This is a genomic window from Amycolatopsis sp. NPDC114505 (assembly GCF_055633615.1).
In genome coordinates, this window is sequence record NZ_JBVKDV010000002.1 from 327,785 (window position 1) to 343,222 (window position 15,438).

General features: G+C 71.3%; 16 protein-coding genes. 8 read left to right on the forward strand and 8 right to left on the reverse strand.

What is annotated here, in order from left to right:
- Positions 1–57: 57 nt before the first annotated feature.
- The 3 genes from ACZ7OU_RS19590 to ACZ7OU_RS19600 all read right to left on the reverse strand — a co-directional run bounded on the left by ACZ7OU_RS19590 (position 58) and on the right by ACZ7OU_RS19600 (position 3,516).
- Entirely contained in the window at positions 58–1,668 is a 1,611-nt protein-coding gene (locus ACZ7OU_RS19590; protein WP_470256142.1) for a succinic semialdehyde dehydrogenase, read from the reverse strand.
- 109 nt (positions 1,669–1,777) lie between these two features.
- Positions 1,778–2,815: a hypothetical protein gene (locus ACZ7OU_RS19595; RefSeq protein WP_470256143.1), complete on the reverse strand. Its 1,038-nt coding sequence runs from the start codon at positions 2,813–2,815 to the stop codon at positions 1,778–1,780.
- 83 nt (positions 2,816–2,898) lie between these two features.
- The gene (locus tag ACZ7OU_RS19600) at positions 2,899–3,516 is read right to left on the reverse strand and encodes a TetR/AcrR family transcriptional regulator (protein ID WP_470238639.1); all 618 of its coding nucleotides are present in this window, start codon (positions 3,514–3,516) and stop codon (positions 2,899–2,901) included.
- A gap of 94 nt (positions 3,517–3,610) precedes the next feature.
- On the opposite strand from ACZ7OU_RS19600, the gene ACZ7OU_RS19605 reads away from it, so the two are divergent.
- Both ACZ7OU_RS19605 and ACZ7OU_RS19610 read left to right on the forward strand, forming a co-directional pair.
- Complete coding sequence (locus ACZ7OU_RS19605; protein ID WP_470238638.1) at positions 3,611–4,762, forward strand: acyl-CoA dehydrogenase family protein; 1,152 nt, start codon at positions 3,611–3,613, stop codon at positions 4,760–4,762.
- 11 nt (positions 4,763–4,773) lie between these two features.
- Positions 4,774–5,910 carry a CaiB/BaiF CoA transferase family protein gene (locus tag ACZ7OU_RS19610; protein WP_470256144.1) on the forward strand — a complete coding sequence of 379 codons (1,137 nt, stop codon included), beginning with the start codon at positions 4,774–4,776 and terminating at the stop codon, positions 5,908–5,910.
- Positions 5,911–5,918: 8 nt separating this feature from the next.
- Here the strand turns inward: ACZ7OU_RS19610 and ACZ7OU_RS19615 are convergent, their stop codons facing one another.
- On the reverse strand, positions 5,919–6,449 hold the full coding sequence (locus ACZ7OU_RS19615; protein ID WP_470256145.1) for a GNAT family N-acetyltransferase: 531 nt from the start codon (positions 6,447–6,449) through the stop codon (positions 5,919–5,921).
- A 293-nt stretch (positions 6,450–6,742) separates the two neighbouring features.
- Complete coding sequence (locus ACZ7OU_RS19620; RefSeq protein WP_470256146.1) at positions 6,743–7,516, reverse strand: crotonase/enoyl-CoA hydratase family protein; 774 nt, start codon at positions 7,514–7,516, stop codon at positions 6,743–6,745.
- A gap of 146 nt (positions 7,517–7,662) precedes the next feature.
- Between ACZ7OU_RS19620 and ACZ7OU_RS19625 the strand changes: the two genes are divergently transcribed.
- The 5 genes from ACZ7OU_RS19625 (at position 7,663) to ACZ7OU_RS19645 (ending at position 10,525) form a co-directional block, all read left to right on the forward strand.
- A complete protein-coding gene (locus tag ACZ7OU_RS19625) occupies positions 7,663–7,818 on the forward strand; it encodes a hypothetical protein (protein WP_285483651.1) in 156 nt (51 codons plus the stop codon).
- A gap of 361 nt (positions 7,819–8,179) precedes the next feature.
- Positions 8,180–8,662, forward strand: a complete 483-nt coding sequence (locus ACZ7OU_RS19630) for a helix-turn-helix transcriptional regulator (protein WP_285483327.1) — start codon at positions 8,180–8,182, stop codon at positions 8,660–8,662.
- A gap of 117 nt (positions 8,663–8,779) precedes the next feature.
- Positions 8,780–9,694: a lytic transglycosylase domain-containing protein gene (locus ACZ7OU_RS19635; protein WP_470238634.1), complete on the forward strand. Its 915-nt coding sequence runs from the start codon at positions 8,780–8,782 to the stop codon at positions 9,692–9,694.
- A 64-nt stretch (positions 9,695–9,758) separates the two neighbouring features.
- Positions 9,759–10,157: a hypothetical protein gene (locus ACZ7OU_RS19640; protein ID WP_196425249.1), complete on the forward strand. Its 399-nt coding sequence runs from the start codon at positions 9,759–9,761 to the stop codon at positions 10,155–10,157.
- A gap of 23 nt (positions 10,158–10,180) precedes the next feature.
- A complete protein-coding gene (locus tag ACZ7OU_RS19645) occupies positions 10,181–10,525 on the forward strand; it encodes a DUF3817 domain-containing protein (RefSeq protein WP_360679176.1) in 345 nt (114 codons plus the stop codon).
- On the opposite strand, the gene ACZ7OU_RS19650 is transcribed toward ACZ7OU_RS19645, so the two are convergent.
- Entirely contained in the window at positions 10,503–11,927 is a 1,425-nt protein-coding gene (locus ACZ7OU_RS19650; protein ID WP_470256147.1) for an MFS transporter, read from the reverse strand. The two genes, ACZ7OU_RS19645 and ACZ7OU_RS19650, sit on opposite strands and share 23 nt — an antisense overlap.
- 134 nt (positions 11,928–12,061) lie before the next feature.
- On the opposite strand from ACZ7OU_RS19650, the gene ACZ7OU_RS19655 reads away from it, so the two are divergent.
- Entirely contained in the window at positions 12,062–12,628 is a 567-nt protein-coding gene (locus ACZ7OU_RS19655; RefSeq protein ID WP_470238631.1) for a TetR/AcrR family transcriptional regulator, read from the forward strand.
- Positions 12,629–12,655: 27 nt separating this feature from the next.
- Here the strand turns inward: ACZ7OU_RS19655 and ACZ7OU_RS19660 are convergent, their stop codons facing one another.
- Both ACZ7OU_RS19660 and ACZ7OU_RS19665 read right to left on the reverse strand, forming a co-directional pair.
- On the reverse strand, positions 12,656–14,248 hold the full coding sequence (locus ACZ7OU_RS19660) for a solute symporter family protein (RefSeq protein ID WP_470238630.1): 1,593 nt from the start codon (positions 14,246–14,248) through the stop codon (positions 12,656–12,658).
- Entirely contained in the window at positions 14,245–14,685 is a 441-nt protein-coding gene (locus tag ACZ7OU_RS19665; protein WP_470238629.1) for a DUF485 domain-containing protein, read from the reverse strand. The genes ACZ7OU_RS19660 and ACZ7OU_RS19665 overlap by 4 nt, the downstream gene beginning before the upstream one ends.
- Positions 14,686–15,438 lie beyond the last annotated feature (753 nt).

Here is a 15,438-nt window from a genome sequence, read left to right on the forward strand (position 1 = left end):
CGGGAGTGATGCCCCTGCAATCACACGTGATGCCCGCCTGATCACGCGTGATGCCCGTCAGCGGGGGAGGCGGCGGAGGGCTTTGAGGCCGAGGGTCATGCCGCGGGACCACAGCGAACCCGAAACCCCGCGAGGCGGCCGCAAAGCCAGCCCGCGCTGCAGGGCGATCGACTGGGACTCCGTGTACTTCAGCAGGCCCTCGGCGCCGTTGCGGCGGCCGACGCCCGAGTCCTTCATGCCGCCCATCGGGACGCCGACGCTGCCGAACGTCGCCGCGTAGCCCTCGTTGACGTTGACCGTCCCGGCCTTGAGCCGCGCCGCGACCTCCCAGCCCGCGCGGCCGTTGCGCGACCAGACGCTGGCGTTGAGCCCGAACGGCGTGTCGTTGGCCCGGTCGATGGCCTCGGTGACGTCGGTGTAGCCGTAGATCGAGACCACGGGCCCGAACGTCTCCTCCGCGAACGGCAGCATGTCCGGCGTGACGCCGGAAAGCACCGTCGGCTCGTAGAACAGCGGGCCGAGGTCGGGGCGGGCGCGGCCGCCGGTGAGCACCGACGCGCCCTTCGCGCGGGCGTCCTCGACGTGGGCCGACACCGTCGCGAGCTGATCCTCCGACGTCAGCGACCCCATCCCCGCGTGGTAGTCCAGCGCGCCGCCGAGCTTCACCGCCGCGGTCCGCGCGACGAACGCACGGGTGAACTCGTCGCGGATGTCCTCGTGGACGTAGATCCGCTCGACCGACACGCACAGCTGCCCGGCCGAGGAGAAGCACGCCGTCACCGCGCCCGTCGCGGCCTTCGCGACGTCGGCGTCGGGCAGCACGATCATCGGGTTCTTGCCGCCGAGCTCCAGCGAGTACGACGTCAGCCGCTTCGCCACCTGCCCGGCCAGCTCCTTGCCGGTCGGCGTGGACCCGGTGAAGCACAGGTAGTCCGACTCCTCGACCAGCGCGGTGCCGATCTTCGAGCCGCGGCCGAGCACGATCTGCCAGGTCCCGGCCGGCAGCCCGGCCTCCTCGGCGAGCTCGTGCAGCCACAGCGCGGAAAGCGCGGTCTGGTTGTCCGGCTTCTGCACCACGGCGTTGCCGGCCGCCAGCGCCGGGAAGACGTCCATCGCGGTGAGCGCCAGGGGGTAGTTCCACGGCGAGATGACGCCGACGACGCCCTTGGGGTGCCGGATCTCGCCGGCGCGGGTCAGCCCCGGGATGACGCCGGCGACGCGGCGGGGAGCGAGGATCTTGGCGGCGTGCTTGCCGTAGTAGGCCGCGACCAGCGCGGTCGCGCTGACCTCGTCGAACGCGTCGAGCCGCGCCTTGCCCGCCTCGGTCTGGACCAGGTCGAGCACCTCGTCCTGGCGGGCGAGCACCAGGTCGTGCAGCCGGGTGAGGACGCGGGCGCGCTCGGCGGGGGAGCGTTCCGCCCAGGCCCGCTGGGCCGTCCGCGCGCCGGCGAACACCGCGCGGACGTCGGCGTCAGTGGCCTGGGGCAGCGTCGCGATCGGCAGTCCGGTGAAGGGGGCGTTCATGCGGATGGGTGCCGAGTCCGCGCCACCGGCCGCGCGGGCGACGAGCTCGGCCGCCCGCGCCGAGCCGGGCGCCCCGGCGATGCCGCCGACCGTCGGCGGCAAAGGCGTGTCCTCGACGGCGTTCGCGGGGGTGGTGCTGGTCATGACGTCTCCGTTCCGCGGCGTCCGGAGTCCGCGCGATGCCGCGCAGAGGTTACCGACGAGTACACCATACCGTCGGTACGTCAGTTGTCCAGTCTGATGTGAAAAAGTTTCACGTATTGGGTGGGTTCAGCGGCGGGAGCTGGTAGGTCGGTTCGGTCGGCGACGGCTCCTGCCGGCTGGGCGGCGGATGGGCCTGCGTCGCGCCGCCGTAGGGATCGTCGAGCCGCGGCGACAGCCCGGAGTCGGCGGGCGTCGGCACCTCGCCGGACTGCGCGGGGAACGGCTGCGAAGCGGGCCCGCTCTGCGCCGGGAAGGGCTGCGAGGCCGGCGCGCCCTGCGCCGGGAAGGGCTGCGAAACCGGGCCGCCCTGCGCCGGGAACGGCTGCGACTGCGGCGCGCCCGGGTACGGCTGCGGCCCGCCCGGGTAAGGCGGCGCACCCGGATACCCTGCGAACTGCTGCGGCGGAACGGGATACGGCCTCGACTGCTGCTGCTGGTAGGGCTGGCCGTACGGCCCCGGCGGCGGTCCCGGCGGTCCGGCGGCCGGCCGCCGTCCGGCGAGCGTCGCGAGGACCAGCGTCACGGCGGCGAGCGCGCCGCCGCCGAGCAGGATCCAGAACCCGATGCCGGTCGAGTAGAGCGAGGTGAGCGAGTCGTCGTCGGACTCGTAGCTCAAGGTCGCCGAGACGTCCATGCCGAGCATCCACACGGCCGCGGCCACCCCCGCGCCGCCGGCCACCAGTGCCGTCCGGGCGCCCGCGCGCACCCCGGTGCCCGCCGAACGCCGCGCCCCCGCGAACGCCAGACCGGCCCCGGCCAGCAGCACCAGCGCGCCGGCCGACAGCGGGATCCCGTAGCGCGCGACGTGGGTGTTCTCGTAGAACTTCTTCGCCTCCTCGCTGGGTTCGACGCCGAACGAGCGCGTCCAGGCGCTGATCGTCTGGCTGCTCTCGGTCTTGCCGCCGACGGCCTGCTCGAACTTCGTCTGCGGGAGGAACGACCCGGCCAGCACGACCACCGCGGCGACGGCGCCGACGATCCCGGCGATCAGCCGGAGGCGCGCGCCGGCGTCGGCCGGCTGCCCTGGCGGTCGCTGCTGCTGTACCGGGGGAGGGCCGTACGGGTTCTGGTACGGGCTCGCGGTCATGGAAGCTCCCCTCTTTCCGGGGATTGGACCACGAATCCGCCTGCGGGATAAGGGGCATTACCGCCCTTGCGGTGCCCGGCTGGTCAGCTTGGCGCAGTGGCTGCGTCCTGGTAGAGCAGGACCGCGATCCGCTTCCACTCCTCGAGCAGCTGCCGCCGCCGGTTCGGGTCGCCGCCGAGCTCGGCGTCCAGCGCCAGTCCGCGGGTCAGGTTCACGGTGAGCCAGAACAACATCTCCGCGCGCTCGGGCGGCAGTTCGCCGGCGACCTGGGTGACGTGTTCGAGCGTCGCCCGGCCGAGCGCGCGGTCGACCGGCCGGATGGCCGCGCGCAGCTCGGGGTCGGTGCGGGCGGCGACCCACAGTTCGGTGACGGCGGTCGACAGCGTGCCGGAGTAGCCGGTCCAGAGCAGGTCGATCGCCGCGGCGACACCCGTGCCGCCGCTGGGCAGGTCGTCGAGCGACGCGGCGAGCTGGCGGCGCAGCTTCGTCGTGAGGTGCTCGACGGCGGCCGCCATCAGCTCGGCCTTCGCGGTGAAGTGGTGCTGCACCGCGCCCTTCGAGACGCCGGCGCGGGCGCAGATCTCCTGCACCGACGTGCGCGCGTACCCGACGTCCACGAGGCAGTCGATGGTGGCGTCGAGCAGCGCCGTGCGGGTCTGTTCGCGCCGCTGCGCCTGGGTCCGGTGCGCCGTCGAGGTCACTTCGGCCTCCCTGCTTTACCTACAGGCCGGTACGGATGTACATTCCGCAGAGAACTTACATGCTGTTCGTCATGTTTTCCAGCAGGAGGGTCCCGTGCCGCTTCAACTCCCGAAGAGCTCCTGGAGCACGACCGAGCTCGAAGACCTCCGCGAGCTGTCGCGGTCGTTCCTGCAGAAGGAGGCCGTGCCGCACCAGGAACGCTGGGCGGCCGAGAAGAAGGTCGACCGCGAGCTGTGGACCAAGGCCGGCGACGTCGGCCTGCTCTGCCTCTCCATCCCCGAGGAGTACGGCGGGGGCGGCGGCACCTTCGCCCACGAAGCCGTGCTCTACGAGGAGCAGGCCCGCTCGGGCGACAGCGCGTGGGGCGTGACCGTCCACAACGGAATCGTCGCGCACTACCTGAGCGCGTACGCCTCCGAAGAGAAGAAGCGCGAGTGGCTGCCGAAGATGGCCAGCGGCGAGCTCGTCGGCGCGATCGCGATGACCGAGCCCGGCACCGGCTCCGACCTGCAGGGCATCAAGACCCGCGCGGTGCGCGACGGTGACCACTACGTCATCAACGGCGCGAAGACCTTCATCACCAACGGGTTGCACGCCGGCCTGGTCGTCGTCGCGTGCAAGACCGACCCGGACGCGGGCGCGCAGGGCGTCTCGCTGATCGTCGTCGAGACCGACACCCCGGGCTTCCGCCGCGGCCGCGTGCTCGACAAGGTCGGCCTCAAGGGCCAGGACACCGCCGAGCTGTTCTTCGACGACGTCCGCGTGCCCGCCGCCAACCTCCTCGGCGACGCCGAAGGCCAGGGCTTCTTCCAGCTGATGCTGCAGCTGCCGCAGGAACGGCTGATCATCGCCGTCACCGCGGTGGCCGGGCTGGAGGCGGCGGTCGACCTCACGCTGGAGTACACGAAGGAGCGCACGGCGTTCGGCCGGCCGATCTTTTCCTTCCAGAACACCAAGTTCAAGCTCGCCGAGGCGGCGACCGAGGCCGCCGTCGCGCGGGCGTTCCTCGACCAGTGCATCGAACGGCACCTCAAGGGCGAGCTCGACGTCCAGGGCGCGGCGATGGCGAAGCTGTGGACCACCGAGCGCGTCAACAAGGTGATCGACGACTGCGTGCAGCTCTTCGGCGGCTACGGCTACATGACGGAGTACCCGATCGCGCGGGCCTGGGCCGACGTCCGGATCTCGCGGATCTTCGGCGGTACCAGCGAGATCATGAAGGAAATCATCTCCCGCTCGCTCTGAAAGGACCCGACATGAAGGCAGGTCCGCTCGGCGGCCTGAAGGTGGTGGAGCTGGCCGGGCTCGCGCCCGGGCCGTTCGCCACGATGATCCTCGCCGACCTCGGCGCCGACGTGGTCCGCGTGGACCGCGCGACGCCGGGGGAGGACGTGCTCGGCATCCCGGCCGACCCGCTCGGCCGCGGCCGCCGGTCGGTGGGCATCAACACCAAGACCCCCGAGGGCGTCGAACTGGTGCTGAAGCTGTGCGAGACCGCCGACGTCCTCATCGAGCCGTTCCGCCCGGGCGTCGCCGAGCGGATCGGGCTCGGCCCCGACGTCGTGCACGCCCGCAACCCGCGGCTGGTCTACGGCCGGATGACCGGGTGGGGCCAGGACGGTCCGCTGGCGACCGCGGCGGGGCACGACATCAACTACATCGGCATCGCCGGCGCGCTCGAGCCGATCGGGCGCGCGGGCGAGCGGCCGGTGCCGCCGCTCAACCTCGTCGGCGACTTCGGCGGTGGCGGGCTGCTGCTGGCGATGGGCGTCCTCGCGGCGCTGTACGAACGGAACACGTCCGGGAAGGGCCAGGTCGTCGACGCGTCGATGGTCGACGGGGCGGCGCTGCTCACCACGAGCCTGCACGGCATGGCCGCGGCCGGGCTCTGGGGCGGTGGGCGCGGGGACAACATGCTCGACGGCGGCGCCCCGTTCTACGACACCTACGAGACCGCGGACGGCAAGTACGTCGCCGTCGGCGCGATCGAGATGCGGTTCTGGGGCGACCTGGTGAAGGTCCTCGAGCTGGACCCGGATTCGCTGCCGCTGCACGTGGACAAGACGCAGTGGCCGCGTCTGCGCGAGATCCTGGCGGGGGCGATCGGCAAGTACACGCGCGACGACCTCGTCGCGCGAGCCGAGGGCACGGACGCGTGCTTGACCCCGGTGCTCGCGCCCGGCGAAGCCGCGTCGCACCCGCACAACGCGGCGCGCGGGACGTTCGTCGAGATCGGCGGCCTGGTCCAGCCAGCGCCTGCGCCGCGGTTCGACCGCACTCCGCCGGAGACGCCGGAAGCCCCGCACACCAAGGGATCCGACACCGAAGCGGTGCTCGCCGAGCTCGGCGTCACGGACCTCGACGCGCTGCGTTCGGCGGGCGCGATCGTCTAGGTCTCCCGCTAGGTCTCCGCGAGGTCGGAGCGCACGACCGAGTAGACGACGCTGTCGCGCCACTCGCCGTCACGGAAGCCGTAGCCGCGAAGGACGCCTTCGCGCGTGAAGCCGGCCTTCTCGAGCGAGCGCTGTTCGGCGCGGTTGCCGACCTCGGTCGTCGCTTCGACCCGGTTGAGCTGGGTGTGGGCGAAGAGGTACTCGGCGAGCAGGCGCTGGGCTTCGGTGCCGTAGCCGTGGCCGCGCGCTTCCGGCGCCAGGACGAGGCCCACGTTCCAGCAGTAGGACGTCGGCCCGGTCCGGCTGCGGTGCCAGGAGACGAGCCCGAGGACGCGCCCGCCGAGCGTCGGCACGAGCATGCCGGTCTCGGTGGTGAGCATGCCGGTTTCCTGCCAGCGGCGGCGCAGGTAGCTGGGATCGTGCCAGCCGAACCACTGGTGCGCCCCGGCCGCGACGGGATCGTTGGTCAGCCGTTCCAGCAGGTCGAGATCGCCTTCGGCCACGGGCCGGAGCACGACTCCGGGACCATCGTCGTCCATCGGGCGACCTTATCGGCCGCTTGACCGGAACAACCCCGCCGCCACGCGATCCACCCGGTCGAGGCACGCCCGGTAACCCACCGAAACCCCGTGCGCGGGCGGGCATCACCCGTGATCAGACGGGCATCACGCGTGACTGGAGGGGCATCACGCGTAACTGGAGGGGCATCACGTGTGATCAGGCGGGCATCGGCGCGATGCCCCTTCAATCACACGTGATGCCTCTCGGATCACGCGTGATGCCCCGCTGATCACGCGAGATGCCTCTTCAAGCACGGGTGATGCCTGGCTGGTCACGTGAAGGTGCCGTGGCGGCCCTCGCCGCTTGCGAAGCGGGCCGCGCCGTCGACCGCCTCCGCTGCCAGCACTCCCGCGCCCATCGCTGCCCGGAACTCGGCCGCGAGCGCGTCCTCTTCGGACTGGCCCCACTGCTCGAGCGCCGAGAGCCGGTCGCCGCGCATACACGCCTGCGGGAACGCCGCGAGCTGCCGCGCCAGCTCCTGCGCGGCCGAAACCGCTTCGCCGGCCGGCACCAGACGGTTGGCCAGGCCCATCGAGAACGCTTCGTCCGCTTCGACCGGCCGTCCGGTAAGGATCAGGTCCATCGCCCGCGACTGGCCGATCAGCCGCGGCAGCCGGACGGTGCCGCCGTCGATCAGCGGCACGCCCCAGCGGCGGCAGAACACCCCGAACACCGCCGTCGCGTCGGCGACCCGCAGGTCGCACCACAGCGCCAGCTCCAGCCCGCCCGCGACGGCCGGCCCGTGCACGGCCGCGATCACCGGCTTGCCGAGCCGCATCCGGGTCGGGCCCATCGGGCCGTCCCCGTCCGGGTGAGTGCGGTTCATCCGGTCGGTGCCGATCGCCTTGAGATCGGCGCCGGCGCAGAAGGCGCCACCCGATCCGGTGAGGACCGCGACGGCGGCGCCGGGGTCCGCGTCGAACTCCCGGAACGCCTCGGCGAGCTCGGCCGCGGTCGGTCCGTCGACGGCGTTGCGGGCGGCCGGGCGGTCGATGGTGACCGTCGTCACCTCGCCGTCCCGTTCGACCAGCACGTTCCGGGTCATCGCCGCTCCTCGAGGTCGGTCAGGGGCCGGTGGGGGTGATCGGGGGTTGATCGGGGTGTCTTCGGGGCACGCCTTCCCTACAGTATTGGCGTGGCCACTCCCAGGACGGGGACGGCGAGCCGGGGAGGAAGCGCATGTCGAGCGGCATGAAGAAAGTTCTCATCGTCGGGGTGGTGGCGCTCGTGCTCTTCTTCCTGATCACCCAGCCGACCCAGTCCGCCGACTTCGTGCACCGCGTGCTCGGCTGGCTCAAGGACGGCGCCGAAGCGATCGTGACCTTCTTCCGGTCGCTCTTCTCCTGACCACCGGAAACCGCTCTGACCGGCACCGCGACGGGCGGCGCCGGCCGTCACCCTGTGTGTTATCGGACGGTAAATCACTGAGTGTCACGAATCCCGGAATTCGGACCGAACGCTCGACCATCCGGGTGGATTGCAGCCGAAAACGCGCAGGTCGGCGAATTCGTGCCTGCCGGGGTCTGGCGAAGAAGACCACCCCGGCCCTACGGTGCTCACATTGCGTGATCGGGTGGTTCGCCATCCCCCCGGAGAACCCCGGTACGCAGGCAGTTTCCACTCAGCAAGGTGCAGGTTGGTGCGTGCGGCACCACCGCGTGGGACAGGTGTCAGGGCCTGTCCGTCGGGGACCTACAAGGAGGCAGGGATGACCGGAGATCCCGGAGTGGACGCGCTGATCCGGCAATGGGCCGCCGAGCGCGAGCAGACCCCCGAAGAGCAGGAGGTCGACCGCATCGCGTCCGCGTGGCTGGCCGACGCGCCAGCGCAGGCTCCGGGTATCCCCGGCCAGCGTGCCCGGTCCGGGCAGCAGCGGTTCGTCCCCGTCGAGTCGGCCGATCCCGGCTACCTCGACGCGATGCGCCGTCGCCTGCCGGAAGTGCCCGAAGAGCTCCTCACCGCCGCCGCGGGCTGGTGGCAGATGGTCGGCGGCGTCGCCGAGGCCGAGGAGTGGTGGGACGCCGGGCTCAGCCCGCTCGACCAGCGGGCCCTCGACTACCGGGCGGCCGGCCTCGCGCCGTCCGACCTGAGCCGACGGCTCGGGCCGATGACCGTCCTGCAGCACCTCCGCCGCGGCAGTGCCCCGGCCTGGTGCGTCGCGCGCCTCGCGCGGCAGCAGAAGTCCGCCTGACCCTTCCACACGGCCGGGTGAACCGGTGTGGTGAGACGATCGAGACGACCCGCGTAACGCTAACCTGCGCGGGCTCGTTGACACTTCGTCGACACCACACTGGAGAACCGGAGTTACGTGCGCACCAGGACCGGAAAGAACGAGGACGACCCCGTCGACGCGAGCGTCGAGGAAGCCGCCCCCGCCGCACCGGCACCGGCGCCGCGCTCCGCGAGCGTCGCGGTGCTCACCCGGCTGATCGTGGTCCTCGCCGTGCTGGCCGTGGCCGGCGGCGGGATCTGGCTCGTCACCCGCGCGTCGACGCCCGAGGCGAGCCCACTCACCACCGAAATCCCCGCCCTGCAGGTCAAGGCGGCCGACGTCCGCCCGGGGTCGGTCGCGCCGGCCGGCGGTGCGGTCGCGGGCGGGGCCGAGCAGCAGACGTCTCCCCAGCAGGCCCGCAGCACGGGTCCGGCGACGCTGTCCCAGTGGGCGAGCCAGGTCGCCGGGGCGACCAGCGTCCCTGCCCGGGCATTGCAGGCGTACGGCAACGCCGAGCTGGCAATGCGCGCGGACCAGCCGAAGTGCCAGATCTCGTGGGCGACACTCGCCGGCATCGGCCGGATCGAGTCCAACCACGGCCAGTACGCGGGCGCGGTGCTCGGCGCCGACGGCCGCCCGTCCAAGCCGATCATCGGCGTCCCGCTCGACGGTTCGTCGGGCGTCCAGGCGATCGGTGACACCGACGGTGGCCGCTACGACGGCGACGCCGGCGTGGATCGCGCGGTCGGGCCGATGCAGTTCATCCCGAGCACGTGGCGCAAGTGGGCCTCGGACGGCAACGGCGACGGCCTCGGCGACCCCCAGCAGATCGACGACGCGGCCCTGGCGGCGGCCCGCTACCTGTGCGCGGGCGGACGCGACATGGCGAGCCCGTCGGGCTGGTGGGCCGGGATCCTGTCGTACAACAACTCGACGGAGTACGCGCAGAAGGTCTTCGGCCTGGCCGACGGGTACGCCAAGGGCGCCCAATCGGTGCGTAAACAGGGCTGAGAGCGGCGCCACCCGGGACGCGGTCGGCCACGGCCCCTCAGCGGCCCAGTGCTAGCGTCGATCCGTGCCAGCTTCCCCTTCGCCGGCGGCTTCCCCCTGGGGACGCCGGATCGCGATCGCCGCGACGTGCCTGGTGAGCCTGCTCGTCTGCTGCGGGCTCGCCTGGTGGCAGTGGGACCGCTTCACCTCGGCGAACGGCACCTTCCAGAACCTCGGCTACGTCCTGCAGTGGCCCCTGTTCGGCCTGTTCCCGGCCTTCATGTTCTGGCGGATCCGCAAGCTCCGTCAGAAGGCCGAGGCCGACGGCACCGCGGACGACCGCCCGAAGCCGGCCCCCGTCGCCGAGGTGCCCGCTCCCCGTCCCCGGCCCGACGTGCGGCCGACGGACGAGGACGAGGAGCTGGCCGCGTACAACCGTTACCTGCGCGAGCTGAACGCCCGCGACCAGCAGGCCGCCGAGTGAGGCCGCAGAGTGAGGACGTCCCGATGACCACCAGCACCGAAGGTGCCGCCCAGACCGCGGTGCCGCTCACCGGCCCCCTGGTCCGGTTCCGCACCGCCGCCTACGTCACCGGCGTCGGCCTGCTCGGCCTCTGCTTCGTGATGGTGCTGCGGTACGGCTTCGACAACCCCACGCCGTCGGCGGTCTACTCGCCGATCCACGGTGTGCTGTACATGATCTACCTGGTGCTGACCATCGACCTGGCGATCAAGGCCCGCTGGTCGATCAAGGGCACCGTGCTGGTGCTGCTGGCCGGCTGCGTCCCGTTCGTCTCGTTCCTCGTCGAGCGCCGGGTGACGCACCGGGTCAAGGCCGGGCAGAAGCTGTAACCCGCCGGAACGTCAGCGCCACCAGGAACGTGCAGGCCGCGAACACCGCGGCCGTGGCGAACGCCGAAGTCATGCCGTCGACGACGAGCTGGGCTCCCGTCGCGCTCGACGAGCGGGTCGCCGACCCGAACACCGTGATCAGGACGCCCAGGCCGAGCGTGCTGCCGACCTGCTGCATCGTCTGCAGCACGCCGCCCGCCGCGCCCGCGTCCTCGGTGGGCACGGTGGCCATCACGATCACGTTGAGCGGCGCGAACGCGAGCCCGCCGCCGAGGCCCATCAGCAGCAGCGGGCCCAGCAACGCGGGGAAGTACGTGCTGTCCGTCGTGAGCAGCGCGAGCCACGCGACGCCGGAGACCATCAGCAGCGACCCCGTGATGGCCAGCGGCTTCGGGCCGTAGCGCGGGAGCAGCCGCGGCACGAGCCGGCTCATCGTGAAGATCAGCGCCGCCATCGGCAGGAACGCGAAGCCGGTGGCCAGCGCGGCGAAGTGCCGGATGTCCTGCATGAACTGGGTGAGGAAGAAGAACATCGACATCATGGCCATCGGGCCGAGGAAGAAGTTGACGTAGGCCGCGCTGCGGTTGCGGTCGGCGAACAGCCGGAGCGGGACCAGCGGCATCGCGGTGCGCGCCTCGATCGCGACGAACGCGGTCAGCAGCGCGAGGCCGCCGGCGAGCGAGCCGAGCGTGACGGGGTTGCCCCAGCCGTCGGACGCCGCGTGGGTGAAGGCGAACACGAGCGAGCCGACGCCGAGGGTGCCGGTGATCGCGCCGGGCAGGTCGAGACGCGCGGGCCGGCGCGCCGGCTCGGGCACGAACCGCGGCGCGAGCAGCACGATCGCCAGGCCGAACGGGACGTTGATGAACAGCGCCGCGCGCCACGAGATCCACTCGGTGAGCAGGCCGCCGACGATCAGGCCGATCGCGAACCCGCCGCTGGACATGGCGGAGAACAGCGCCAGCGCCCGGACGCGGGCCTTGGCCTCGGAGAACGTGGTCGTGACCAGGGCCAGGGTGCTCGGCCCGGCCATGGCGGCGCCGACGCCCTGCAGGACGCGGGCGGCGATGAGCAGCGTGGCCGAGCCGGCGAGGCCGCCGGCCAGCGACGCGAGGGTGAACAGGGCGGTGCCCGCGACGAACATCCGGCGCCGGCCGAACAGGTCGCCGGCCCGGCCGCCGAGCAGCAGCAGGCCGCCGAAGACCAGGCTGTAGGCCGTCATCACCCAGGACAGGCCGGTGGCCGAAAACCCCAGGTCGGCCTGGATGCGCGGGAGCGCGACGTTCATGACCGTCGCGTCGAGGATGAGCATGAGCTGGCAGGTCAGGATGATCGCGAGGACCAGCCCGCCGCGGCGGGCCGGGGCAGGCTCGACCGCACGATGGATCGTTTGCTGGGACAAGAGATACTCCCCCGAGGAGTAAGAGAAGAAGCGGAGATGTTCTCCACTTGGTGCGATCCGATAATATGGAGAGCGTCTCCGGATGCGCAAGTGAATTCGGAGAATCTCTCCGGTTAAGTGGCGAGGAGGCCGGGATGCCGGAAGCGGGCTCGGAGCGTCCGATGCGGGCGGACGCGCGGCGCAACTACGAGCGCATCGTCGCGACGGCGAACGAGCTCTTCACCGCGTACGGCGCCGACGTGCCGCTCGACGACGTCGCCAAGAAGGCGGGCGTCGGAGCGGGCACGCTCTACCGGCACTTCCCGACCCGCGAGAAGCTGTTCGAAGCGGTCTACCGCGACGAGATCGCGGTGCTCGCCGACCGTGCGTACGTGCTGCACGACGAGCTGCCGCCGTGGGAGGCGCTCGAGGCGTGGCTGATCGAGCAGGTCACCTGGGTCGTCGAGCGGCACAAGCTCGCGACGATCCTCAAGGAGTCGATCGACTCCGGCTCGGAGACCTTCCAGTACTGCCAGAAACGGCTGCGCGACGCGACGGGAGTGCTCGTCGCGGCGGCGCAGGAGGCCGGGCTGGTCCGGGCGGACGTCGTCGGCGCGGACGTCCTGCGGCTGGGGCACGGCGCCGGCATGGCGGTGCGCAACTGCAGCCCGGAGGACGGGAAACGGGTGTTGAGCGTGATCCTGGACGGCCTGCGCGCGTGACGCAGGCCGTCCGGGTCGGTCGGCGGGTCAGCTGCCGATCCCGGTGAGGGACCGGACCTCCATCTCGGCCTGCTTCTCGAGGTCCGCCTTCGGCTTGCCCACGAGGGTGCCGACGAACCCGCACAGGAACGAGAACGGGATCGAGATCAGGCCCGGGTTCTTCAGCGGGAACCAGGCGAAGTCGATGCCCTTGAAGATCGCGTCCGGGGCGCCCGAGACGACCGGGGAGAAGAGCACCAGGAGCAGGCTCGCGGCCAGGCCGCCGTAGATGCCCCACAGCGTGCCCGTCGTGTTGAACCGCTTCCAGAACAGCGAGAACAGCAGCGTCGAGAGGTTCGCCGACGCCGCGACCGCGAACGCCAGCGCGACGAGGAACGCGATGTTCTGCCCGTTCGCCAGCACGCCGCCGACGATGGCCAGCGCCCCGACCGCGATCGCGGTAAGCCGCGCCACCCGGACCTCGTCCGCCGGCTCCGCCTTGCCGCGCTTGAAGATGTTCGCGTAGACGTCGTGGGCGAAGGACGCCGACGCGGTGATCGTCAGCCCGGCCACCACCGCGAGGATCGTCGCGAACGCCACCGCGGCGATGATGCCCAGCAGCAGCGTCCCGCCGACGTGCAGGGCCAGCAGCGGGGCCGCCGAGTTCTCCCCGCCGGGCGCGGCCTTGATCTCGTCGGCGCCGACCAGCGCGGCCGCGCCGAAGCCGATGATCAGCGTGCACAGGTAGAACAGGAACATGCACGCCGTCGCCCAGACGACGCTTCGCCGCGCTTCACGGGAGTTCGGCACCGTGTAGAAGCGCATCAGGACGTGCGGCAGGGCCGCCGCGCCGAGCACCAGTGCCAGGGCCAGGGAGACGAAGTCGAGCTTCGTGGTGGCGTTCTTGCCGTACGAGCCGCCCGGTTCGAGGAGCTTGTCGCCGAGCGGGCTGTGCTCCGCGGCCGAGGAGAGCAGGTTCGAGAAGGAAAAGCCGAACTTGCCGAACAGGAACACCGTGAGCAGCGCGCCGCACAGCAGCAGGATGGTCGCCTTGATGATCTGCACCCACGTGGTGCCCTTCATCCCGCCGACCAGCACGTACAGCACCATGACCAGGCCGACGACGCCGATCACCAGCGCCTGGCCGAGCTTGGAGTGGACGTTCAGCAGCAGCGCCACCAGGCCGCCGGCGCCTGCCATCTGCGCCAGCATGTAGAAGAAGGAGATCACCAGCGTCGACGTCGCCGCCGCCGCGCGGACCGGGCGCTGCTTCATCCGGAAGCTCAGGACGTCGCCCATCGTGAAGCGGCCGGTGTTGCGCAGCAGCTCGGCGATCAGCAGGAGGTCGACCAGCCAGGCGACGAGGAAGCCGATCGAGTAGAGGAAGCCGTCGTAGCCGTGCATCGCGATGGCGCCGGCGATGCCGAGGAACGACGCCGCCGACAGGAAGTCGCCGGACAGCGCGATGCCGTTCTGGCGGCCGGTGAACGCGCTGCCCGCGGCGTAGTAGTCGGCCGTCGAGGAGTTCCGGCTGCTGGCCCGGTAGACGACGTAGAGCGTGATCGCCACGAACAGGGCGAACACGGCGGTGTTGACCAGCGGGTTGCTGGCGGGCGTGCCGCCGTCGGCGAGCGCGGTCATCGGCTGGTCCCTTCCGGCAGGCCCGCGCGGGCCCGCAGCTCGGCCACGCGGGGGTCGAGGTGGCGGCGCGCGTACCGCAGGTAGAGCCAGGTGACCAGCGCGGTGCTCGCGAACTGGCCGATGCCGAGCAGGATGCCGACGTTGACCTGGCCGAACACCTTGGTGCTCATGAAGTCGTGCGCGTAGGCGGCCAGCAGCACGTAGGTCATGTACCAGGCGAAGAAGGCGAAGCTCATCGGGAAGACGAAGGCCCGGAACCGCCGCCGCAGCGAGACGAACTCGCGGCTGTCCTGGATCGCGGGGTAGTCGGGACCCGGGCGGGGAGCGGGCCGGCGGTGCTGGGCGGCGGCGGGCGGGCGGTCCCCGGTGAACAGGGCCGGCATCTGGCCGGTCTCTTCGAGGGGGTTGCCCGCCGCGGGGCGCGCGACGTCGTACATGTGGGTTGCCTCCGGCAGTGTGCCTCCGTGGCGGCGGGGCCCCGGGCGCCTGCGGACAGGATGCCGGGCCGCCCTTGCGGACTGCGAGAGGAACATCGTAACTACGCCGTCCGGCGGACATCGCGGGCGGCCGGTCGGTCCAGGGTTCGCGGAAGGCGAGGTATTCGATTTCTCGTCGAAAGCGTCGAATGGAGTAGTGCTGCATGATCACGGGCAGATCACCCGTCATGATGAAAAGAATTGTGACGCCACGTTGTCGCATCCGGCGGACACTGCGGCGAACGAGCTAATCCGGTCGGGGGTCGATCCGCGCTGATCACGCAGGGTGTCCGTGAACGCTCACATCGCCCCGGAGGGTGTCGCCCGGCTACGGGCGTGGTGGCGAAGATCCACTGGTCAGCAGGCAGTCTCGAAAGAAATCACCAGGTCGGGTCATGGTGCGGTCCAACGCCACAACATCGGGCACATCTTGAGACTTGACCCACCCGTTGGGGGTACTGAGTGTAGATCGTCCGAGCTAGTATGCTGCCCTGCATGGGCTAATCGGGTGACGGCCGGATGCTTGGGTGAGACGCATCCGGTAACCGGAATTCCCCCTTCGGGTGCCGTGAGGGCGAATGTCGGGGGCAGTTCTCGGCCCGCAAAGAACTTTTCGCAGGTCAGCGCCCGAGTGGGGAACAAAATTGACCGTCCGGGTGCCGGGGGTACGATTCTTTGGCCCAGCTGACCGCAGCGATCGATTGGCACCGATTA

Bases quoted from the DNA above. Each gene is read 5' to 3' on its own strand.
- ACZ7OU_RS19615 (WP_470256145.1), bottom strand. From the start codon at position 6,449: ATGGACGACGATGGTCCCGGAGTCGTGCTCCGGCCCGTGGCCGAAGGC.
- ACZ7OU_RS19595 (WP_470256143.1), bottom strand. From the start codon at position 2,815: ATGACCGCGAGCCCGTACCAGAACCCGTACGGCCCTCCCCCGGTACAG.
- ACZ7OU_RS19620 (WP_470256146.1), bottom strand. From the start codon at position 7,516: ATGACCCGGAACGTGCTGGTCGAACGGGACGGCGAGGTGACGACGGTC.
- ACZ7OU_RS19610 (WP_470256144.1), top strand. From the start codon at position 4,774: ATGAAGGCAGGTCCGCTCGGCGGCCTGAAGGTGGTGGAGCTGGCCGGG.
- ACZ7OU_RS19590 (WP_470256142.1), bottom strand. From the start codon at position 1,668: ATGACCAGCACCACCCCCGCGAACGCCGTCGAGGACACGCCTTTGCCG.
- ACZ7OU_RS19645 (WP_360679176.1), top strand. From the start codon at position 10,181: ATGACCACCAGCACCGAAGGTGCCGCCCAGACCGCGGTGCCGCTCACC.
- ACZ7OU_RS19665 (WP_470238629.1), bottom strand. From the start codon at position 14,685: ATGTACGACGTCGCGCGCCCCGCGGCGGGCAACCCCCTCGAAGAGACC.
- ACZ7OU_RS19630 (WP_285483327.1), top strand. From the start codon at position 8,180: ATGACCGGAGATCCCGGAGTGGACGCGCTGATCCGGCAATGGGCCGCC.
- ACZ7OU_RS19655 (WP_470238631.1), top strand. From the start codon at position 12,062: ATGCCGGAAGCGGGCTCGGAGCGTCCGATGCGGGCGGACGCGCGGCGC.
- ACZ7OU_RS19625 (WP_285483651.1), top strand. From the start codon at position 7,663: ATGAAGAAAGTTCTCATCGTCGGGGTGGTGGCGCTCGTGCTCTTCTTC.
- ACZ7OU_RS19660 (WP_470238630.1), bottom strand. From the start codon at position 14,248: ATGACCGCGCTCGCCGACGGCGGCACGCCCGCCAGCAACCCGCTGGTC.